The organism is Streptomyces sp. NPDC054932 (assembly GCF_053610205.1).
The window spans coordinates 1-21,300 of record NZ_JBSGXU010000031.1; the positions used below are offsets into that span (position 1 = coordinate 1).

Here is a 21,300-nt window from a genome sequence, read left to right on the forward strand (position 1 = left end):
CCCCCCACCCAGGGGGAGCCGGCCCTTTTCTTTCTTTCGCCTTGCGGTGGCACCGCCATGCAGCACCGCAGGACGTCTGGTCCCGGATCAGCCGAAGCGGCCCGAGATGTAGTCCTCGGTCGCCTGGACGGACGGGTTGGAGAAGATCCGGTCCGTGTCGTCGAGCTCGATGAGCTTGCCGGGCTGGCCGACGGCCGAGAGGTTGAAGAAGGCGGTGCGGTCCGAGACGCGGGCCGCCTGCTGCATGTTGTGCGTCACGATGACGATCGTGAAGCGCTCCTTGAGCTCGCCGATCAGGTCCTCGATCGCCAGGGTGGAGATCGGGTCGAGGGCCGAGCAGGGCTCGTCCATCAGCAGGACCTGGGGCTCGACCGCGATGGCGCGGGCGATGCACAGACGCTGCTGCTGGCCGCCGGAGAGGCCGGAGCCGGGCTTGTTCAGGCGGTCCTTGACCTCGTTCCAGAGGTTGGCGCCCTGGAGGGACTTCTCGACGATGTCCGTGAGCTCGGACTTCTTGAAGTTGCCGTTCAGCCGCAGGCCCGCCGCCACGTTGTCGAAGATCGACATGGTGGGGAAGGGGTTCGGGCGCTGGAAGACCATGCCGACCGTGCGGCGGACCGCGACGGGGTCGACGCCGGCGCCGTACAGGTTCTCGTCGTCCAGCAGCACCTTGCCCTCGACGCGGCCGCCGGGGGTGACCTCGTGCATGCGGTTGAGGGTGCGCAGGAAGGTGGACTTGCCGCAGCCGGACGGGCCGATGAAGGCGGTCACGGAGCGGGGCTCCACGGTCATCGAGATGTCGTCGATGGCCTTGTGGGTGCCGTAGAAGGCGGACAGTCCGGAGACGTCGATTCGCTTCGCCATGAGGGTCACTTCGCTTTCATAGGTCGCGTCAGCGACCGGTCTTCGGGGCCTTCCAGCGGGCGATGCCGCGGGCCACCAGATTGAGGATCATGACGAAGGCGATCAGGACGAGCGCTGCGGCCCATGCCCGGTCGTAGGAGGCTTCACTGCCGACCTTGTACTGCTCCCAGATGTAGAGGGGGAGCGAGGACTGGGCGCCTTCGAAGGGGTTGCCGTTGATGAGCTGGGAGCCGAAGACCAGCAGCATGATCGGCGCGGTCTCACCGGCGATACGGGCGACGGCCAGCATCACACCGGTGGAGATGCCGCCGATGGCGGTCGGGAGCACGACCTTGAGGATCACGCGCCACTTCGGCACACCGAGGGCGAGGGCGGCCTCGCGCAGCTCGTTCGGGACGAGCTTGAGCATCTCCTCGGTGGAGCGGACCACGACGGGCATCATCAGGATCGACAGGGCCATCGCGCCGGCGAAGCCGGACGGGCCGAAGCCGAGCATCAGGTTCCAGGTCGTCAGGATGAACAGGCCCGCGACGATGGAGGGGATGCCGGTCATGACGTCGACGAAGAAGGTGACGGCCTTGGCGAGGCGGCCCTTGCCGTACTCGACCAGGTAGACGGCGGTCAGCAGGCCGATGGGGGCCGCGATCAGCGTGGCGAGGGCGACCTGCTCGATGGTGCCGAGCAGGGCGTGGTAGACGCCGCCGCCCTCGTCGAAGCTGGTCACGCCGTTCATCGAGTGGCTGAGGAAGTTCCCGCTCAGGAGCTTCAGGCCGCGGCTGATCGTGGTCCACATCAGCGAGAGCAGCGGGATGACCGCGAGGACGAAGCAGACCCACACGAGGGCGGTCGCGACGCGGTCCTTGGCCTGGCGGCGGTTCTCGATCACCGAGCTGGCGGTGTACGTGATGGCGACGAAGAGCAGGGACGCGATCAGACCCCACTGGATCTTGCTGTGGAGGCCGAAGGCGAGGCCGGTGCCGCAGCCGAGGGCGATCGAGAGGGCCGCGATGCCGGCCGGGGCCCAGCGGGGCAGGCCGCCGCGCGTGAGGCTCGCGGGAGCGGCGGACTTGTGGGCCCGGGTGGGCCGCTGGTCCTGGAGTGCGTGGCTCATCAGGCGTTCGCCCCCGAGAAGTCCTTGCGGCGAGCGATGATCAGGCGAGCTGCACCGTTGACCAGCAGGGTGAGCAGGAAGAGGACCAGACCGGAGGCGATCAGAGCGTCCCGGCCGAACTCGTTGGCCTCGTCGAACTTCGCGGCGATGTTCTGCGCGAAGGTGCCGCCGCCCGGGTTCAGGACGTGGAACGAGATCAGGAAGCTCGGGGAGAGGACGGTCGCGACGGCCATGGTCTCGCCGAGGGCGCGGCCGAGGCCGAGCATCGAGGCGGAGATGACGCCGGAGCGGCCGAAGGGCAGCACCGACATCCGGATGACCTCCCAGCGGGTCGCGCCGAGGGCCAGGGCGGCCTCCTCGTTCATGCGCGGGACCTGCAGGAAGACCTCGCGGCTGACGCTGGTCACGATCGGCAGGATCATGATCGCGAGCAGGATGCCGACGGTGAAGAGCGAACGGGCGACGCCGACCTGGGTCTTCTCGAACACGTACGTCCAGCCGAGGTACTCGTCCAGCCAGAGGTTCAGACCGTTCAGCTGCGGGACGAGGAAGAGGGCGCCCCAGATGCCGTAGATGATCGACGGCACGGCGGCCAGCAGGTCGACCACGTACGCGAGGGGCGCGGCCAGCTTGCGCGGCGCGTAGTGCGAGATGAAGAGGGCGATGCCGACAGCGACCGGGACCGCGATGGCCATCGCGATGATCGAGCTGACGACGGTGCCGAAGAGCAGGACGGCGATGCCGAAGACGGGCGGGTTGGCCGACGCGTTCCAGTCGAAGGTGGTGAGGAAGTTCCCCTCGTTCTTCGACAGGGCGATCGTGGCGCGGTAGGTGAGGAAGGCGGCGATCGACGCCATGATCACCAGGAGCGTGATGCCGGAGCCCTTGGAGAGCCCGGCGAAGATCTTGTCACCGGCGCGGCCGGTGGACCTTCCGCTCTGGATGACAGGCGGAGCCGTGTCTATCTGCGTGGGTGTGGTGGAAGCCATGGTCTTTCCGGTCTGTGTGGGGGGCAGGCCCCCTGGCGGCGGTGCACCGGATTCCCCCGGGTGGAGGGGAAGGTCCCCGGGGTGCTGGCCGCCCGGACGGGGGCTGCCGGCACCTCGGGGGTCATGAATCAGCCGAGGGTGTTGATGACTTCGCGGACCTTGGCGTTGATCTCGGCCGGGATCGGCGCGTAGCCGTTCTCGAGGAGGACCTTCTGGCCCGCGTCCGACGCGGCGTAGTTCAGGAAGGACTTCACGGTCGGGAGCGTCTCGGCCTTGTTGCCCTTGTCGCAGACGACCTCGTAGGTGACCAGGACGAGCGGGTAGGCGCCCTCGGCCTTGGTGGCGTAGTCGAGCTTCAGGGCCAGGTCGGAGCCGGTGCCGGCGATCTTGGCGGCGGCGATGGCCTTGGAGGCGTTCTCACCGGTGGCCTTGACCGGGGCGGCGGCGCCCGTGTTCAGGTCCACCGTCTTGATGCCCTGCGCGCTGGCGAACGAAAGCTCGAAGTAGCCGATCGCGCCGTCGACCTGCTTGACCTGCGCGGCGACACCGGCGGAGCCGGAGGCGGCCTGGCCGCCCGGGGCGGCCCACTTCTTCGCGGGCTCGTGCGGCCAGGCGTCGGGGGCGGCGGCCTTGAGGTACTTGGTGACGTTCTCGGTGGTGCCCGAGTCGTCGGAGCGGTGGAAGGCCTGGATGGCGGTGGGGGGAAGCGTGACGCCGGGGTTCAGCTTCTTGATCGCCTCGTCGTCCCACTTCTTGATCTTGTCGTTGAAGATGTTGGCGATCGTTGCGGCGTCGAGGTTCAGCTTGTCCACGCCGGCGACGTTGAAGCCGAGGGCGACGGGGCCGCCGACCATCGGCAGGTCGATGCCCTGACCGCCGGTGCAGATCTTCTTCGACTCCTCGACCTGCTCCGGCTTCAGCGCCGAGTCGGAGCCTGCGAAACCGACGGTGCCCTGGTTGAAGGCGACGATGCCCTCACCGGAGGAGGAGGACTTGTAGTTCACCTCGACGCCGGAGCAGGCGGCCATGTAGTTCTTGATCCACAGCTCGATCGCGTTCTTCTGCGCGGACGAGCCCGACGCCAGGAGCTTGCCCTTGGCGTCGTCGCACTTGATGTCGCCCGCGGCGGCCGCGGAGGGCTTGGCCGTGCCGTCGGCGGTCTTGGTGTTGTCGTCCGAGCCGCACGCCGTGAGGACCAGGGCGCCGGACACGACAAGCGCCCCGAGGGCGGAGGCACGAAGCATGTTCTTGCGCTGAAGCTTCACTTTCGGGTGTTCCTTCCAGAAGCCGCCGGCCGCTTTCTGTATCGGGGCGGCGTGCGAAGAGGACTACGTCGGTTGTGCGCGGCTGAGCTGCTCGACCTCCGGGCGACTCGCTCCGTGCATCACCGAAATTAGGCAGAACAGGTGAAGCAGCCGACCGGGGCGAGTGAACGGATGGTGAACCGTGGCGGACGACCCGGTGCGTTCCCGGCCGATCGCACACAGCCGTCATCATCCGTTACCCGTACGTTATCGGGGTGTGACCGCGGGCTCGGGGAGCCAGATGTGCCGGAATGCGAGGCGGGTGGCCTCGACCTCGTGGCGCTGGTCGGCGTGCAGGACACCGAGGGCGTAGGCCGTCGCCGGGGCGATGCGCGGGGTGCGGGCCGCCGTCGCCGAGGCGGTCGCCGCCTCGGCCGCGTCGCGGTGGCGGTCCAGGGCCTCGCCCGCGGCCGCCGCCCGGGTCACGTCCTCGCCCAGCGCCTCCCGCGCGTACCGGTGGGCCCGCAGCAGGCGGCGTACCTCGTGCCAGGGCCCGTCGTGGTCCGCGTTGTACGGATGGGTCCCGTCGACCGGGGGCAGTGCCGAGACCGCCGCCGACAGGCGGGTTTCGGCCACGGACGCCAGCGGGACGAGGACCTCCGTCACCCGCCCCCGGGCCGCGACCGCGTCCAGCGGGACCTCCGAGGCCAGCACCGCCACCGCGTCCGCCACCGCGTGGAAGCGGGAGGAGCCGAGTGCCTGGAGGGTGGCGGAGTGGGCCCGCGTACGGGCCAGGGTCAGCTGGCGCTCCAGCAGGGCGCCCGCCCGCGCCGAGCCCACGGTCAGCGCGCCGGCGGTGCCGCGCGGCGCGGGCAGCTCGGGGGATCCCGACAGCCGGTGCAGGGCGTCCAGCAGCCGGGTCAGCCGAGCCGCGTACGCGTGCTCGTCGGCCAGGGTCGAGGACAGCCACACCAGCTCGGTGCGCAGCCCGTCGGCCCAGGACGACTCGGTCACCCCCCGGAAGGTGGCCAGGGATCCGCTGATGCGGCGCGCAGCCCCCCGCAGGCTGCGCGCCGCATCGCTTCCCTCGGCGGCGTCGGCCCCGCTCGCCGTGCTTTCACCGTGCAGGCGCAGCGCGCGGAGGAAAGCGGTGGCCTGGGCACGCAGGTACGTGCCGAGCACGTCACCTGCGTCCGCAGTTGCCGTAATCGGGTCATGGTTTGGCTGAGCCACGCCGGCGCCTCCGGGCGTCTATGAGCGTCTCCTGTACGTGCCGCAGCGGCTGGCCGTCCGCATCCGTGCTGTGCCGGGTCCATTCGCCGTCCGGCCCCAGGTGCCAGGAGGAGGTGGCGTCGGACATTCCGGTTTCCAGCATCCGGTCCAGTGCCGCGCGGTGGGCCGGGTCGGCGACCCTGACCAGTGCCTCGATACGGCGGTCGAGGTTGCGGTGCATCATGTCGGCGCTGCCGATCCACACCTCGGGCTCGCCGCCGTTGCCGAAGGCGAAGACCCGGGAGTGTTCCAGGAAGCGGCCGAGGATCGAACGGACCCGGATGTTGTCCGAGAGTCCGGGGACCCCGGGGCGCACGGCGCAGATGCCGCGGACCCAGATGTCGACGGGCACTCCCGCCTGGGAGGCCCGGTAGAGCGAGTCGATGAGGGCCTCGTCGACGATCGAGTTCATCTTGAGCCGGACGTACGCGGGGCGGCCGGCCCGGTGGTGGGCGGCCTCCTTGTCGATCCGCGCGATCAGTCCGTCCCGCAGCGAGCGGGGCGCCACCATCAGCCGGCGGTAGGTCTCGCGGCGCGAGTAGCCGGACAGCCGGTTGAAGAGGTCGGAGAGGTCGGCGCCGACCTGCGGGTCGGCGGTGAGCAGGCCGAGGTCCTCGTAGAGCCGGGCGGTCTTGGGGTGGTAGTTGCCGGTGCCCACGTGCGAGTAGCGGCGCAGCTGGTCGCCCTCCTGGCGGACGACGAGCGAGAGCTTGCAGTGGGTCTTGAGGCCGACGAGCCCGTAGACGACGTGGCAGCCGGACTCCTCCAGCTTGCGCGCCCACTTGATGTTGGCCTGCTCGTCGAAGCGGGCCTTGATCTCGACGAGTACGAGGACCTGCTTGCCGGAGTCGGCGGCGTCGATCAGGGCGTCCACGATCGGGGAGTCGCCGGAGGTGCGGTAGAGCGTCTGCTTGATGGCGAGGACGTCCGGGTCGGCGGCGGCCTGCTCCAGGAAGGCCTGCACCGAGGTGGAGAACGAGTCGTACGGGTGGTGCAGCAGGACGTCCCGCTCGCGCAGGGCGGCGAAGATGTCGGGCGCGGAGGCGGACTCGACCTCGGCCAGGTCCCGGTGGGTGCCGGCGACGAACTTCGGGTACTTCAGCTCCGGGATGTCCAGCGAGGCGATCCCGAAGAGGGCGGTGAGGTCCAGCGGGCCGGGCAGCGGGTAGACCTCGGAGGCGTTGACCTTCAGCTCCTGCACGAGGAGGTCCAGGACGCCGGGGTCGATGGACTCCTCGACCTCCAGGCGCACGGGCGGGCCGAAGCGGCGCCGCATGAGCTCCTTCTCCAGCGCCTGGAGCAGGTTCTCGGCGTCGTCCTCCTCCACCTCCAGGTCCTCGTTGCGGGTCACCCGGAACATGTGGTGCGCGAGCACCTCCATGCCGGGGAACAGCTCCTCCAGGTGCGCGGCGATGACGTCCTCCAGCGGGACGTAGCGCTGCGGGGAGGCCTCCAGGAAGCGGGAGAGGAGCGGCGGAACCTTGACCCGGGCGAAGTGGCGGTGGCCGCTGACGGGGTTGCGCACGACCACGGCCAGGTTCAGGGAGAGGCCGGAGATGTACGGGAACGGGTGCGCGGGGTCCACGGCCAGCGGGGTCAGCACCGGGAAGATCTGGTTGCGGAACAGGGTGAAGAGGCGGGCCTGCTCCTTCTCGGTGAGATCGGGCCAGCGGATCAGGTGGACGCCCTCCTCGGCGAGTGCCGGGGAGATGTCCTGCTGGAAGCAGGCGGCGTGCCGGGCCATGAGCTCGCGCGAGCGCGTCCAGATGAGGTCCAGCACCTCGCGGGGCTGCAGGCCGGAGGCCGAACGGGTGGCGACACCGGTCGCGATGCGCCGCTTGAGGCCGGCCACGCGGACCATGAAGAACTCGTCGAGGTTGCTCGCGAAGATCGCCAGGAAGTTGGCGCGCTCCAGCAGCGGGGTCGTCGGGTCCTCGGCGAGCTCCAGCACCCGCTCGTTGAAGGCGAGCCAGCTGCGCTCCCGGTCGAGGAAGCGGCCCGGCGGGAGCTCGTCGCCGTCCTTGTCGTCGTACGCGTCCAGATCGGCGTCGAGATCGGGTTCGAGGTCGACGTGCGGGCGGTGCGCGGAGATGGAGCCTATGCGGGCATGGGCTCCGGTGACGGCCCGGCCGGGGGCGGCGCCGGGGGCGGCGGCGGGGGTGTGAGACGGGTGCTGGGCGGGGACCTCGGTGGGACCTGCGCTGGGCTGGTGGCTCATGACTCCATTCTTCCGCGCACGCGGGAGGACAGGCACGTCGGAAGTGTCGGCCGTCAGTCGGAGTCGGGGCTTCATTGGGGGAGGGTCGCAAGCGCTTCTGAATGCCTGGTTAATGGCGCGTGGCTTCCCGGGTCCGGCGTGGTGCCGAGTCGCCTCCCGGCGGGGGTGGCGGGGGCCGGTGCGCCCCGGCGTGCGCGGGTGCGGCGCCGTTGCGGGGGCGCCGCCCCCGGGCCCCCGCCGGGCGCTGCCCGGACCCGCGCCTCAATCTCCCCCGGCTACCGCTGGGAGGTGCCCGGCGGGGCTGAAAGAGCGGCGGGGTCGGGAGGGGTCAGCTTTCCGTGCGGTACATCAGGTCGACCTCGTGGGTGGTGAAGCCGAGGCCCTCGTAGACGGCGAGGGCCGCCGGGTTGTCGGCGTCCACGTAGAGCATGGCCGTCGGCAGGCCCTGGGCCGCCAGGTGGCGCAGGCCGATCGCGGTGAGCGCCTTGCCCAGGCCGCCGCCCTGGGCGCCCGGGAGGACGCCGACCACGTAGACCTCGCCCAGCCGCTCCGCCGCGTGGACCTTCGTCCAGTGGAAGCCGACGAGCTCGCCGTCGCGCTCCGCGAGGAAGAAGCCCTTCGGGTCGAACCAGGGCTGCGCGATCCGGTCGTCCAGGTCGCGCTGGGTCAGCGAGCCCTGCTCGGGGTGGTGGGCGAAGGCGGCCGCGTTCGCCGCGAGCCAGGCCGCGTCGTCGGTGCCGGGCACGAAGGTCCGTACGGTCACCCCGGGCGGCAGTACCGGTTCCGGCAGCGGCTTCCCTTCGGCCAGCGGCCGGCGCAGCTGGCGCAGCTCGCGGAAGAGGGTCAGGCCGAGCACCTGCGCGAGGTGCCGGGCGGCCGACTTGCCGCCGTGGGCCCACACCCGCAGCCGCTTGCCGGACGCGGCCAGCAGGGCCGTGCCCATCGCCCGCCCGTGTCCGCGCCCGCGCAGGGCCGGGTGTACGACGAGCTCGGCGGCCGGGGCCTCCACCGGGTCGGTGTCCTCCAGTTGGCCATAGGCGGAGAGCCGGCCGCCCTCGGTGAGCAGGAAGTGCCGGATTCCCTCGCGCGGACCACCGCGCAGCTGGAGCCGTCCCTGTTCGGACACGGCGGTGGTGCCGTCGGTGCGTGCCGCGTCCTCGATGAGGTCGAGTACGGCGCTCGCCTGTTCCTCCGTCAGCTCGTCGAGAGTCTGAATCTGCCGTCCCGGCTCCAGGGCCGCTGCTGCGTCAGTCATGGAATGAGCCTACGACCGCCACGGGCGGCGGGTGGAGTGCGGGCGCGAGGTCGGTCCTTCTTCTGCGCGTAACCAACGCGATACCCGTTACCCCCTGGTAGAGCTACGCGCGTTGACCATAGGCTTCGGCGGACCTCCCATGTCCTACCGCTGTCACATAAGGGGACTAAATGTCAGCGACGCCACAACGGCACCGCCGAATCCGCCGGTTGACCCTCACCGCCCTCGCCGCCACGGCCGGGGCCGGTGCGATGGTCGCGGCCGCACTGCCGGCCGGTGCCGCGAGTGGTGGCGGTGCGGCCAAGAGCCGGACCGTCGATGTGCAGATGCTGTCGTTCAACGACTTCCACGGCACCCTGGAGCCCCCGCAGGGCTCCTCCGGCACCGTGACCGAGCGTCAGGCCGACGGCACCACCAAGGCCATACCCGCGGGCGGGGTCGAGTACCTCGCGACCGGCCTGCGCGAGGCCCGCAAGGGCCACGAGTACTCCGTCACGGCCGCGGCCGGTGACATGATCGGCGGCAGCCCGATGCTGTCCGGGCTCTTCCACGACGAGCCGAGCATCGAGGCGCTGAACAAGCTGGGCCTGAACGTCTCCAGCGTCGGCAACCACGAGTTCGACGAGGGCAAGACCGAGCTGCGCCGCATGGCGTACGGCGGCTGCCACCCGGTCGAGGGCTGCTTCGAGTACGGCAAGGACTTCACGGGCGCCCAGTTCCAGTACCTCGCCGCCAACGTCACGGACGAGAAGACCAAGCGTCCGCTGATGTCGCCCACCTACATCTGGAAGAAGGGGGACGTGAAGATCGGCTTCATCGGCGTCACCCTGGAGGGCACTCCGGACGTCGTGACCGCCGAGGGCGTCAAGGGCCTGAAGTTCGGCGACGAGATCGAGACGATCAACAAGTACGCCGCCGAGCTGAACAAGCAGGGCGTGAAGTCGATCGTCGCGCTGATCCACGAGGGCGGTCTGCCCGCGAACGGCGCGTACAACTACGACTGTGACGTCCCGGGCGCCGGCGCCGGCATCTCGGGCGCGATCGTGGACATCGCCAAGAACGTCGACTCCAAGGTCGACGCGCTGGTCACGGGCCACACGCACCAGGCGTACGCCTGCAACATCCCCGACCCGGCGGGCAACCCGCGCGCGGTGACCTCGGCCGCCTCCATCGGCCGTCTGTTCACGGACACCACGCTCACCTACGACCGGCAGACCAAGGACATCGTCCGTACGCCGATCACCTCTCCCAAGCCGGTCAACAAGGTCGTCACCCGGGACCAGCCCAAGGCTCCGGACATGACCGAGCTGATCCAGCGCTGGAACGCCCTCGCCGCCCCGATCGCCAACCGCCCGCAGGGCTTCATCTCGGCGGACATCCCGGGCCGCGGCTCGGCGGAGCCGGAGAAGCCGCTCGGTGACCTGATCGCGGACGCGCAGCTGGAGGCGCTCGCCCCGGCGGACAAGGGCGGCGCGCAGCTGGCCGTCATGAACCCGGGCGGCATCCGCTCGGACCTCGCCTACAAGGCCTCGGGTGGTGAGGGCGACGGCGTGGTGACCTACGGCGAGTCCTTCACGGTCCAGCCGTTCACCAACATGATGAACATCGTGGACCTGACCGGCGCGCAGCTGATCACGGCGCTCCAGCAGCAGGTCAGCGGCCCGGTCAACGGCCCGAACCCGAAGATCCTGCAGGTGTCGAAGGGCTTCACGTACACCCTGGACATGACGAAGGCGGGCGTCGACCGCATCGTCGTCGACTCGGTGAAGCTGAACGGTGCGCCGATCGACCCCGCCAAGACCTACCGGGTCGCGATGAACGAGTTCCTCGCGGGCGGCGGTGACGGCTTCACCGTCCTGAAGGAGCACAAGAACAAGCTGGTGGGCGCGTCCGACCTGGACTGCTTCAACGCCTACCTGACGAAGAACTCCTCGGCGGCGGCCCCGATCGCCCCGCCGGCGGCGAACCGGATCACCGTCATCAAGTAACACCCCGTGCGGTACCCCTGGAGGGGCGGTGGGCCATCGGCCCGCCGCCCCTTCGGCGTTCCGCACCCCCGTGACGGAACGGGCCCGGTCAGAGGGAGGAGAGGAACTCCGCGACCGCGCCGTGGACGCCGTCCGGGTCGGTGAAGGGCACGAAGTGGTCCCCGTCCAGGGACACGTACGAGGTTCCCGGGCGCCGGGCGGCCATCGCCTCGCCGGTGGCCCGCGGGAGGGCCTGACTGCTCGCGCCATTGATCACCAGGGCCGGGCAGGTGCTCGCGAGCCAGGCGTCCCAGTGGTCGCCGCGGCACTCCTCGATGGAGTCGAGCATGTCCTGCGGGTGGAAGGGCATCCGCCACCCGGCTGCGCCGGGCAGCGGGCGCAGCCCGGGGGCGACGAGCCCGGCGGCGGCGCCGGCGGCGGCGATGAGCTCCTCGCGGGTCGCCGCGGTGTAGGGCAGGCCGCGCAGGAAGCCGAACCAGTCCGACTCCGCGGGGTGGACCTCCACGGTGGCGTCGATGTCGATGAGGGCCGAGACCCGGCCGGGGTGGGCGGCGGCCAGGTGGCAGGCGTTGAGCCCGCCGAGGGAGTAGCCGAGGACGGCGACGGGGTCGCCCAGGCCGAGGTGGTCCAGGAGGGCGACGGCGTCGCGGACGTAGCCCTCGCGGCGGTAGTCGGGCGCCCGGTCGGAGTCGCCGTGGCCGCGCTGGTCGGGGGCGATGACCCGCCACCGGCCGTGCAGGGCCTCGGCGAGGCCGGTGAAGGCGGCGCCCTCGGACATGCCGCCGTGCAGGGCGAGGAGCGGGCGGCCGGGGCCGCCGAAGTCCAGGTAGGAGAGGGTCCGGTCGTCGGTCTTCAGCTCGTGGCGCATGGCTCGTGCCTCCCGTGGTCCTGCGGATCTTCCGGTGGCTGCAGCCTGCCAGGATTTGGGCAAGCGCGCAATACGGTTGTCTTGCGCGCTTGCCCAAATCGCTGCGCGGCTACGATCCCGGCATGGGAAATCGCGAGGACCTGCTGGCCGGAGCCCGGCGCTGCCTGGAGGAGAAGGGGTATCTGCGCACGACGGTGCGCGACATCGCCACGTCCTCGGGGGTGAGCATGGCCGCGATCGGCTACCACTTCGGATCCCGGGAGGCCCTCCTCAACCAGGCCCTGTTCGCCGCCATGGAGGACTGGGCCGCGGGGTCCGGCCGCCTCACCGGTGAGGGCGAGACCGCGGGGGAGCGCTACGCCGACACCTGGGACCGCAAGATCCGCGACTTCGGCGAGATGCGCTGGCTCTGGCTGGCCTCGGTGGAGGCCTTCGTCCACGCGCAGTCCTCGCCCGAGCTGCTCTCGATCCTCGCCGAGGGGCAGCGCCGCAACCGGCGGACGGTGGCCGCGGCCCTGCGCGGGGTGCCGTTGGAGGAGGTCTCCGAGGCGGACGTACGGGCCCTCGGCTCGATGCACATCGCGCTGCTCAGTGGGGTGATGGTGCAGACCCTGACCGATCCGGAGCAGGCCCCCGACGGCCGTGAGCTCCTCCGGGGGCTGCGGTCCATGGTCGAGCTGCTCGAAAGCTGAGCGCTGTCGGCAGGTGGTAAAGCTGACGTGTGCACGCCATAATCCGGCCATCACCGGGTCGGCAAAGGGGCGGGCATGGGCATCGGCATGGGCACGGTCGCGAGCGCGGGCATGGACCGGCGGGCGTTTCTGGTCGGAGCACTGGCCGCGGGCACGGCCGTCGGACTGGGCGCCGCACCCGCCTCGGCCGCCGCACTCGGCACCCAGGACTGGATGGCCGGCCTCGGCGACTCCACCGCCCTCCAGCGGATGACCATCCCCGGCACGCACGACTCCGGCGCCACCAAGGGCGGCCTCTACGTCGCCTGCCAGAACACCTCGATCGCCCAGCAGCTCGACTCCGGCATCCGCTTCCTCGACGTCCGCTGCCGGGTCACGGGCGGCTCCTTCGCCATCCACCACGGGTCCTTCTTCCAGGACCTGATGTTCGGGGACGTCCTCGTCGCCTGCTGGAACTTCCTGGCCGCGCACCCCTCCGAAACCGTCCTGATGCGCGTCAAGCAGGAGTACTCCGGGGAGAGCGACGCCACCTTCCGCACCGTCTTCGACGACTACCTGGACAACCGCGGCTGGCGGCCCCTGTTCCGGATCGCCGACACCCCGCCCACCCTCGGACAGGCCCGCGGGAAGGTGGTCCTGCTCGCCGACAACGGCGGCCTGCCGGGCCTGCGCTACGGCGACGGCAACGTCTTCGACATCCAGGACGACTACAACACCGAGCCCTTCGCCAAGCGCGGCCGGATCGAGAACCACTTCCGCAAGGCCGTCCAGCAGCCCGGCAAGCTCTTCGTGAACTACGTCAGCACCGCGGCGTACATGCCGCCGCGCTGGAACTCCGACCGCCTCAACCCGCAGGTGCACTCGTTCGTCGACGGCGGGGAGCTGACCGGCCGGACCGGGCTCGGCATCGTCCCGATGGACTTCCCCAACACCCGCTCCGGCCTGGTCGCCTCACTGATCCGGCACAACTGACGGATCCGACGGCGGCGGCGTCGGCGCCCCCGGGATGCGGAGCACCGCCTCCGTGCCCGGGCCGCCGTCGGCCGCCGCCCGCAGTTCGGCGCTGCCGCCCGCGCGCGCCGCCGTACGGGCCACGATCGACAGGCCCAGCCCGCTGCCGGGCAGGGCGCGGGCCGACTCGGACCGCCAGAACCGCTCGAAGACGTGCGGCAGCTCCTCGGCCGGGACGCCCGGACCGTGGTCCCGTACGGTCAGCTCACCCGCCCGCAGGGACACCTCGACCGTGCCGCCCGGCGGGCTGAACTTCACCGCGTTGTCCAGGACGTTGACCACCGCCCGCTCCAGCGCGGCCGCCTCGCCCCGTACGTACCAGGGCTGCAGGTCCGAGTCGAAGCGGAGCTCCGGACCGCGCAGCCGGGCCCGGGACAGCGCGGACCCGGCGATCTCGTGCAGGGCGACCACCCCGAGCCGGCCGGGGGAGGCCGCGTCCGGCCGGGACAGCTCCTGGAGGTCGCCGATCAGCGAGGACAGCTCCGTCATCTGCGCCTTGACCGAGGCCAGCAGCTCCCGCCGGTCGTCGGGCGGGATGGCCCGGCCGGTCTCCTCGCTGCGCGCGAGGAGCTCGATGTTGGTGCGCAGCGAGGTCAGCGGCGTGCGCAGCTCGTGCCCGGCGTCCGCGATCAGCTGGGCCTGCCGCTCCCGGGAGGAGGCGAGGGCCGCCGTCATCGAGTTGAAGGACCGCGACAGCCGGGCGATCTCGTCGTCGCCCGAGTGCGGGATCCGGACCGTCAGGTCCTCGGTGCGGGCGATGTGCTCGACGGCGCCGGTCAGCTCGTCGACCGGCTTCAGCCCCGTACGGGCCACCCACAGGCCGGCCGCGCCCGCCGCGGCGATCCCGAGGGCGGAGACGAGCAGCAGCACCCAGGCCAGGGTGGACAGCGGCTTGTCGACGTCGGCGAGCGGCCGGGCCACCGAGACCGCGAAGATCGGGCCGCCGGGCTGCGTCTGCGCCGCGAAGGTGTAGACGCGCATGGCGACGCCGTTGTCGGTGGTCGCGTCGTGCAGGGCCTTGGGCTTGCGGCCGGCCGCGACCTCCCTGTCCGTGGGGGTGACCGGCAGGTCGGTCTGCCCGCTCACCCAGCAGTGGCTGCCGTCCGCGGTGACGATCTGGACGGTCGCGTTCAGCTTCTCGGCGATGTCCTGCTGGACCTGCGCCGGAGGGCGCGCCGGACAGCGGCCCTGGTTCAGCCGGTCCAGGACCTGCGTCGTCGGGTTGGTGGACATCAGGGACTGGTTCAGCTGGTTGCCGAGCTGGGCGCGCACCATCACCCAGGACACCGCGGACACCGTGGCCACGGCCAGGGCCACGGCCACCGTGACCAGCAGGGCGAGCCGGGAGCGCAGCGGGAGCGTGCGGAATCTGGCCGCCGGGCTCACTCGGGCCCGCCCTCGCCGGAGCGCAGGACGTAGCCGACCCCGCGCACGGTGTGGACCAGGCGCGGCTCGCCGCCCGCCTCGGTCTTGCGGCGCAGGTACATCACGTACACGTCCAGGGAGTTGGAGCTGGGCTCGAAGTCGAAGCCCCAGACCGTCTTGAGGATCTGCTCGCGGGTCAGCACCTGGCGGGGGTGCGCGAGGAACATCTCCAGCAGGGTGAACTCGGTCCGGGTCAGCTCCACGGGCCGCCCGGCGCGGGTGACCTCACGGGTCGCGAGGTCCATGCGCAGGTCGCCGAAGGTCAGGGTGTCCTCGGGGCTCTCGGCGCCGGGCTGCTGTGCGGCGTAGGAGCTGCGGCGCAGCAGGGCGCGGACGCGGGCGAAGAGCTCGTCGAGCTCGAACGGCTTGACGAGGTAGTCGTCGGCGCCCGCGTCGAGGCCGGTGACGCGGTCGCCGACGGTGTCCCGGGCGGTGAGCATCAGGATCGGTGTGACGCTGCCGGCGGCCCGCAGCCGGCGAGCCGCCGTCAGCCCGTCCATCCGGGGCATCTGGATGTCCAGGACGATCAGGTCGGGGGCGTACGAGGCCGCCCGGTCGAGGGCGTCGACCCCGTCGACCGCGGTCTGCACGGCGTACCCCTCGAAGGCGAGACTGCGGCGCAGGGCCTCGCGTACGGCCGGTTCGTCGTCGACGACGAGGATCCGCGCTTCGCCTTCGGCGGGAATCATGGATGGGTCTCCCAGAGGTGATGGTCGGCTGTGGGGTGCGGTACGTGACGGCGCCTCCAGCCTCGCACGGGCGGGTCAGAAGCTGGTGCCGAAGCCGTTGGCGGCGGAGCCGGAGCCGGAGCCGGAGCCGGTGCCCGTACCGGAGGAGCCCGCGCCGCCGGGGCCGCCCTTGCGGAGGGAGTCCAGGTCGGCCTTGATCGTGTCGACGGGGATGGCGAAGCCGAGGCCGACGCTGCCGGCGGCGGAGTTGCCGGAGGCGGGGGAGTAGATCGCGGAGGGCATGCCCACGATCTCGCCGTTCATGTTGACCAGGGCGCCGCCGGAATTGCCGGGGTTGAGGGAGGCGTCCGTCTGCAGGGCCTTGTACGAGGTGGTGTCGGAGCCGGTGTCCCCGTTGAACTGGCGGCCGCCGAAGGAGAAGGGCCAGCTGCCCTCGTCCTGCTGCCGGCGCTGCGGGGACTCCTGCTCCGACTTCGGCACCTTCACCTCGCGGTCCAGCGCGGAGACGATGCCGCTGGTGACCGTGCCGGTGAGTCCGTCGGGGGAGCCGATGGCGACGACCTGGTCGCCGACCTTGACGCCGCCGGAGTCGCCGAGCTTCGCCGGCCTGAGGCCGGACGCGCCCTGCAGCTTGATCAGGGCCAGGTCCTTGTCGGGGTCCGTGCCGACGATCTTGGCCGAGTACTTCTTGCCGTCGCTCATCGTCACCTGGATCTCTGCGGCGCCGCTCACCACGTGGTTGTTGGTGACGATCTCGCCGTCGGCGCCGATGACGATGCCGGAGCCGGTGCCCCGGCCGGAGCCGGAACGGACGTCGATGCGGACGACCGAGGGGCTGACCTGCTCGGCGACCCCGGTGACGGTGCCGGCGGCGGACTGCGAGACGTTGGTGCCGTTCACCCCGCCGGTGCCGCCGCCGGCCTGCCGCTCCATCAGCTGCTGGACGGCGGCCGCGGTGCCGCCGCCGACCAGGGCCGCGGCGAGCGCGACGGCGGCCAGCAGGGCGACGGGCCGCTTGGCGCGGGGGGCGGGGACGGCGGCGTGGGCGGCCCGGCCCGGCCCGCCGCCCGCCGCGCCGCCGCCCTCGCCGGGTGCCGGGACGGTCTCGCCCCGGATGACCGGCGGTTGGTGCGCCTCGTACCAACCGGGCGCGGCGGCGGGCGGGTAGGAGGGCGGCGGCGGGTAGGCCTCCGCCCCGGCCCCGGCCCCGGCCTCCTGCGCCGGCCGGTCATGTCCGCGCTGCCGGTCCTCGCCGAACGGCGCGTGCTGGGCCGGGCTGTTCTCGTGCGGGTACTCGCCTTCGCGGCGGAAGCTCTCGGTCATGACACTGACTCTGTCCCCCGATCATGAGAGCTTCCTGAGTCAGGGCTGAGAAGCCCGACAGAACCGCGTATGACCGAAATAAGGGCCGGCCTTGACCCTCGACCTGGTGGAGGTCCCAGAGTCACGGGTGTGGAGAGCGAGATGCACAGCATTGGCGAGATGGGCCGGGACAGCGGGCTGGGAGTGAGCGCGCTGCGGTTCTACGACCGCGCGGGCGTCCTGGTGCCCGCCCGGGTGGATCCGGCGACCGGCTACCGCTGGTACGCGCCCGAGCAGCTCGACGAGGCCCGGCTGCTGGCCCGGCTCCGGCAGGCGGGGATGCCGCTCGCGGACGTCCGGCTCGTCCTGGCGGGCTGGTCCGGCGGGGACAGCGGGGACACCGGTCTGGTGCCCCGGCTGCTGGACGGCCACCTGCGGCGGCTCGAACGCGAGCTCGCCGAGGCACGCGGTGCGCTCTCCACGGTTCGCGCGCTACTGGGACACAAGGAGAGCACCATGACGACGACCACCACCCCGACCCGTACCGCCCGGCTGACCGTGCCCGCCGCGGAGTTCGCCGCCGCACTGGACGCCGTACGCTTCGCCGTCGGCCATGACTCCGAGCTGCCGGTGCTCGGCGGGATCCTCTTCGACCTGGAGGGGGCGGAGCTGACCCTCGTGGCCACCGACCGCTACCGGATGGCCGTGGCCCACGCCCCCACCACCGGGCACGGCGGCGGGCGGGTCCGGCTGACCGTGCCCACCCCGCTCGTGGACGCCGTGCGGGCCCTGCTGGCCGACGACTCCCCCGTCCGGCTCACCGTGGAGGGGGACGCGGTCGAGCTGGAGACCCGGGGCGGCCGGGTCGCCGGGCAGGTCCTGGGCGAGGAGTTCCCCGACTACCGCCGTCTGATGAGGCTTCCCGAGGGCCGGCGCATCGCCCTGGACGTACCGGCCCTGCGGCGGGCGCTCGGCGGGCAGGACGGCGAACGGTGCGCCCTCGTCCTCACGGACACCGTGACCGTCGCGGACGACGCGTCAGACCCAGGCTCGGGGTCCGGCTCGGCGGGCGACCGGGTGGGGGTCAACCCCGCCTTCCTCCTCGACGCGCTCGCCGCCGGGGACGACATGCTGCTGGAGTACATCGGCCCCAAGGCCCCGCTCGTGCTGCTGCGGGCCGGCACCGAGGACGCCGTCTCCCTGCTGATGCCGTGCACGCTCGAAGACGCCTGACCCGATGCCGGGGCCGCCGGACCGGTGCCGGCGGCACCTAGGGGGTGTCCGCAAAGTTCCACCTGGCCCGCGACGCCCGGCACGGCGCCTCGCCGCGTTGTCGAAGCGCGCGAGTACGAACAGGTACGAGCTGCGCCTCTCCGCCTTGCGATGCACCGCGCCGGACGCCGCGGGCCACGCCCTCCGGGCGCCGGCGCTACTTTGCGGACACCCCCTAGCGGCAGCCGCAGGAGCGGCGGATCACCAGGGCCGACGGGAACTGCTTGAGGCGTTCGCGTCGGGAGCCGGCCACGCGCAGGCCGTCGTCCAGCACCAGGTCCACCGCCGCGCGGGCCATCGCCGGGCGGTCCGAGGCGATCGTCGTCAGCGGCGGGTCCGTGAGGGCGGCCTCCTTGACGTCGTCGAAGCCCGCGACGGCCAGCTCCCCGGGCACGTCGATGCGCAGCTCGCGCGCGGCACGCAGGACACCGATCGCCTGGTCGTCCGTGGCGCAGAAGATCGCCGTCGGGCGGTCGGGCCGTCCCAGGACCTCCAGGGCGACCTTGTACGCGTCGTAGCGGTTGTACGGGGCCTCGATGAGCCGGCCCTCCACCGAGCGGCCGGACTCCTGCATGGCCCGCCGCCAGCCCTCGACGTGGTCGGCGACCGGGTCGCCGACGGACGGGGTGTTCTCGACGCCGCCGATGCAGGCCACGTACTCGTGCCCGTGCTCCAGCAGGTGGCGGGTGGCGAGCTGGGCGCCGCCGATGTCGTCGGTGACGACGGCGACGTCGTCTATCGCCTCGGGGCGCTCGTGGAGGAGGACCACCCGCGCGTCCCAGGCCTCGATCTCACTGGCGGCCTGCTCGCTCATGCCCTGGCTGACCAGGATCAGGCCCGACACCCGCATGCCGAGGAAGGCCCGCAGGTAGTGGACCTCGCGCTCGGTGCGGTAGTCGGAGTTGCCGACCAGCACCATTTTCCCGCGCTCGGCGGCGGCCTGTTCGACCGCGTGCGCCATCTCCGCGAAGAACGGCTGGCGGGCGTCCGGGACGATCATGCCTATGAGGTCGGTGCGCCGCGAGGCCATCGCCTGGGCGACCCGGTCGGGCCGGTAGCCCAGCTCCTTGATCGCGGCGAGGACACGCTCGCGCGTGGCCGGGGCAACCGGCCGGGGTCCGTTGTTGATGACGTAGCTCACGACGGCGGTAGAGGTACCCGCAAGTCGCGCCACGTCGTCCCGCGTCACCTTGGCCACGCGCGGCAGTCTACGCGGGGTGACCTACCTCTGGGCAGGGCGTCCTGCCGAGTGGATGCTCACAGCGTCCTCGGCCGATCGGGTGACGGCCGGGGCGGGCTGTGCGGCGGGCTGCGCGGCCGGCTGCGCAGCCGCCTTGGCCGCCGCCTGGGCCGCGGCCTCCGCCGCCGCCCGCTCGACCTTCTCCGGCGTGACGAAGCGGTAGCCGACGTTGCGGACCGTGCCGATCAGGGACTCGTGCTCGGGGCCGAGCTTGGCGCGCAGCCGCCGTACGTGCACGTCGACGGTCCGGGTGCCGCCGAAGTAGTCGTAGCCCCAGACCTCCTGCAGCAGCTGGGCGCGGGTGAAGACCCGGCCCGGGTGCTGGGCGAGGTACTTGAGCAGCTCGAACTCCTTGAAGGTGAGGTCCAGCACCCGCCCCTTGAGCTTGGCGGAGTACGTCGCCTCGTCCACCGAGAGATCACCGTTGCGGATCTCCATCGGGGAATCGTCCGAGCCCAGCTGCTGACGGCCGGTGGCCAGCCGCAGCCGCGCCTCGACCTCGGCCGGGCCGGCCGTGTCCAGGAGGACGTCGTCGATGCCCCAGTCGGCGGTGACGGCCGCCAGGCCGCCCTCGGTGACGACGAGGATCAGCGGGCAGCCGGGCCCCGTGGAGCGGAGCAGCTGGCACAGCGACCGCACCTGCGGCAGGTCGCGGCGGCCGTCCACGAGGATGACATCGGCTCCCGGGGTGTCCACCAGGGCGGGGCCCTCGGCGGGTGCCACCCGGACGTTGTGCAGCAGCAGGCCGAGGGCGGGCAGCACCTCGGTGGACGGCTGCAGGGCGTTGGTGAGCAGCAGGAGTGAGCTCACGACCGACCACCTGCCCGGGTCGGACGGTGGTGCACGGTTCGCTGGTCCATCACGTCGGTTCCTCCTCGGTCCCGTCGAGGACGTGCGCGGTACTGCTTCGTACGGCTTGCCCGGTGTCCTGCGGTCCCCGCGCCCTGGGGTCCGCATGGATACCACTGTTCTCGGTTCGTTCAACGTGCTGAAAGCACAAAAGGACCCGGGGGCAACGTTGCCCGGATCCTCTCGCCAAGCAGAATAGCCCACCCGTCCTTGCGTGGCCGAGGCTTCTTCCGCTTCCACTTCTGTGGTTCATGCCACGCTCGCGCCCTGCGTGAGCCCCGGTTTCACCGGATCGGGGGCCCGCCGGGCGGTAACGGGGGCCACCCGGGCGCACACCCGGCGCGTCGGGGCACGCCGGGGTCAGCGGTGGGAGGGGTCATCATGGAGGCCGACGGTAGAGAGCCGACGATAGGAGCAGCAGTGGCAACCGGAACCATCCGCTACTGGGCGGCGGCCAAGGCCGCGGCCAAGACGGCGGAGGAGCCGTACTCGGCGCGCACACTGGCCGAGGCGCTCGACGCCGTGCGGGAGCGCCATCCCGGGGAGCTGACCCGGGTCCTGCTGCGCTGCTCCTTCCTCGTGAACGACGAGCCTGTGGGCAAGCGCCCGCATGATTCCGTCCCGCTGACCGAGGGGGGCACCGTAGAGGTGCTCCCGCCGTTCGCGGGCGGGTGAGCGGGAGCCGATGAGTACGCCTGAGGAACAGCAGCACCAGCAGCAGCGTCAGCAGTACGCGCAGCAGCAGCACCAGCAGCACCAGGATCCGTACGGGACCCAGACCTGGCAGTCCGACACCTGGGACACCAGCCACCAGCCGGTGCACCCGCCGCTCGATGCGGTGCCCGGGCAGCCGGTCGCGCCCGAGGGCTGGTTCCGGGACGAGGCTCCGGCGGCCCCGGGTCCCTGGCCGGACGGCTCCGCAGCCGCCGGCTCCGCCGGGAGCTACGCACAGGACCCCTACCAGCAGCAGGCGGTGGCTCCGGAGGGCTGGTTCCGCGACGAGGTCCAGGC

General features: G+C 71.8%; 18 protein-coding genes and 1 pseudogene. 6 read left to right on the forward strand and 13 right to left on the reverse strand.

The features are described 5' to 3' along the window. Positions 1–87 precede the first annotated feature (87 nt). The 7 genes from pstB to mshD form a co-directional block, all read right to left on the reverse strand. On the reverse strand, positions 88–864 hold the full coding sequence (gene pstB / locus ACWGE1_RS11675) for a phosphate ABC transporter ATP-binding protein PstB (RefSeq protein ID WP_266594961.1): 777 nt from the start codon (positions 862–864) through the stop codon (positions 88–90). Positions 865–892: 28 nt separating this feature from the next. Continuing rightward, complete coding sequence (pstA, locus tag ACWGE1_RS11680; protein WP_453420333.1) at positions 893–1,975, reverse strand: phosphate ABC transporter permease PstA; 1,083 nt, start codon at positions 1,973–1,975, stop codon at positions 893–895. After that, the gene (gene pstC, locus ACWGE1_RS11685) at positions 1,975–2,964 is read right to left on the reverse strand and encodes a phosphate ABC transporter permease subunit PstC (protein WP_453420334.1); all 990 of its coding nucleotides are present in this window, start codon (positions 2,962–2,964) and stop codon (positions 1,975–1,977) included. The genes pstA and pstC overlap by 1 nt, the downstream gene beginning before the upstream one ends. Positions 2,965–3,092: 128 nt before the next feature. Beyond that, entirely contained in the window at positions 3,093–4,229 is a 1,137-nt protein-coding gene (gene pstS, locus ACWGE1_RS11690; protein WP_453420335.1) for a phosphate ABC transporter substrate-binding protein PstS, read from the reverse strand. Positions 4,230–4,475: 246 nt separating this feature from the next. Then, positions 4,476–5,441 (reverse strand): CHAD domain-containing protein, encoded by a 966-nt coding sequence (locus ACWGE1_RS11695; protein ID WP_453420336.1) that lies wholly within the window; start codon positions 5,439–5,441, stop codon positions 4,476–4,478. Further along, complete coding sequence (locus ACWGE1_RS11700; protein WP_453420337.1) at positions 5,422–7,698, reverse strand: RNA degradosome polyphosphate kinase; 2,277 nt, start codon at positions 7,696–7,698, stop codon at positions 5,422–5,424. Before ACWGE1_RS11700 ends, ACWGE1_RS11695 begins: the two co-directional genes overlap by 20 nt. Positions 7,699–8,026: 328 nt before the next feature. Next, positions 8,027–8,953, reverse strand: coding sequence for a mycothiol synthase (gene mshD, locus ACWGE1_RS11705; protein WP_453420338.1), 927 nt, complete (start codon positions 8,951–8,953; stop codon positions 8,027–8,029). A gap of 170 nt (positions 8,954–9,123) precedes the next feature. Here mshD and ACWGE1_RS11710 point away from each other — a divergent pair, with 170 nt between their 5' ends. Beyond that, positions 9,124–10,941 (forward strand): bifunctional metallophosphatase/5'-nucleotidase, encoded by a 1,818-nt coding sequence (locus ACWGE1_RS11710; RefSeq protein WP_453420339.1) that lies wholly within the window; start codon positions 9,124–9,126, stop codon positions 10,939–10,941. An 88-nt stretch (positions 10,942–11,029) separates the two neighbouring features. On the opposite strand, the gene ACWGE1_RS11715 is transcribed toward ACWGE1_RS11710, so the two are convergent. Continuing rightward, positions 11,030–11,809 carry an alpha/beta fold hydrolase gene (locus ACWGE1_RS11715; RefSeq protein WP_453420340.1) on the reverse strand — a complete coding sequence of 260 codons (780 nt, stop codon included), beginning with the start codon at positions 11,807–11,809 and terminating at the stop codon, positions 11,030–11,032. A 122-nt stretch (positions 11,810–11,931) separates the two neighbouring features. On the opposite strand from ACWGE1_RS11715, the gene ACWGE1_RS11720 reads away from it, so the two are divergent. Beyond that, positions 11,932–12,501 (forward strand): TetR/AcrR family transcriptional regulator, encoded by a 570-nt coding sequence (locus tag ACWGE1_RS11720; protein ID WP_453420341.1) that lies wholly within the window; start codon positions 11,932–11,934, stop codon positions 12,499–12,501. Between the two features lie 75 nt (positions 12,502–12,576). After that, the gene (locus tag ACWGE1_RS11725; RefSeq protein ID WP_453420342.1) at positions 12,577–13,473 is read left to right on the forward strand and encodes a phosphatidylinositol-specific phospholipase C; all 897 of its coding nucleotides are present in this window, start codon (positions 12,577–12,579) and stop codon (positions 13,471–13,473) included. Here ACWGE1_RS11725 and ACWGE1_RS11730 read toward each other — a convergent pair. The 3 genes from ACWGE1_RS11730 to ACWGE1_RS11740 all read right to left on the reverse strand — a co-directional run bounded on the left by ACWGE1_RS11730 (position 13,453) and on the right by ACWGE1_RS11740 (position 16,949). Then, positions 13,453–14,898 carry a sensor histidine kinase gene (locus ACWGE1_RS11730; RefSeq protein ID WP_453420343.1) on the reverse strand — a complete coding sequence of 482 codons (1,446 nt, stop codon included), beginning with the start codon at positions 14,896–14,898 and terminating at the stop codon, positions 13,453–13,455. The two genes, ACWGE1_RS11725 and ACWGE1_RS11730, sit on opposite strands and share 21 nt — an antisense overlap. Next, on the reverse strand, positions 14,895–15,626 hold the full coding sequence (locus tag ACWGE1_RS11735) for a response regulator transcription factor (protein WP_453420344.1): 732 nt from the start codon (positions 15,624–15,626) through the stop codon (positions 14,895–14,897). Before ACWGE1_RS11735 ends, ACWGE1_RS11730 begins: the two co-directional genes overlap by 4 nt. Before the next feature lie 75 nt (positions 15,627–15,701). Next, complete coding sequence (locus tag ACWGE1_RS11740; RefSeq protein WP_453420345.1) at positions 15,702–16,949, reverse strand: S1C family serine protease; 1,248 nt, start codon at positions 16,947–16,949, stop codon at positions 15,702–15,704. Positions 16,950–17,090: 141 nt separating this feature from the next. Here ACWGE1_RS11740 and ACWGE1_RS11745 point away from each other — a divergent pair, with 141 nt between their 5' ends. Continuing rightward, the gene (locus ACWGE1_RS11745) at positions 17,091–18,161 is read left to right on the forward strand and encodes a DNA polymerase III subunit beta family protein (RefSeq protein ID WP_453420346.1); all 1,071 of its coding nucleotides are present in this window, start codon (positions 17,091–17,093) and stop codon (positions 18,159–18,161) included. 214 nt (positions 18,162–18,375) lie between these two features. Here ACWGE1_RS11745 and ACWGE1_RS11750 read toward each other — a convergent pair whose 3' ends face one another. Then, the gene (locus ACWGE1_RS11750; protein WP_453420347.1) at positions 18,376–19,398 is read right to left on the reverse strand and encodes a LacI family DNA-binding transcriptional regulator; all 1,023 of its coding nucleotides are present in this window, start codon (positions 19,396–19,398) and stop codon (positions 18,376–18,378) included. Positions 19,399–19,422: 24 nt separating this feature from the next. Beyond that, positions 19,423–20,250: a response regulator transcription factor gene (locus ACWGE1_RS11755; protein WP_453420348.1), complete on the reverse strand. Its 828-nt coding sequence runs from the start codon at positions 20,248–20,250 to the stop codon at positions 19,423–19,425. Between the two features lie 459 nt (positions 20,251–20,709). Between ACWGE1_RS11755 and ACWGE1_RS11760 the strand changes: the two genes are divergently transcribed. Together ACWGE1_RS11760 and ACWGE1_RS11765 are read left to right on the forward strand one after the other, a co-directional pair. Then, on the forward strand, positions 20,710–20,964 hold the full coding sequence (locus tag ACWGE1_RS11760) for a MoaD/ThiS family protein (RefSeq protein WP_030011762.1): 255 nt from the start codon (positions 20,710–20,712) through the stop codon (positions 20,962–20,964). A gap of 10 nt (positions 20,965–20,974) precedes the next feature. Continuing rightward, positions 20,975–21,300, forward strand: a pseudogene (locus ACWGE1_RS11765) (hypothetical protein); the annotation flags it as partial.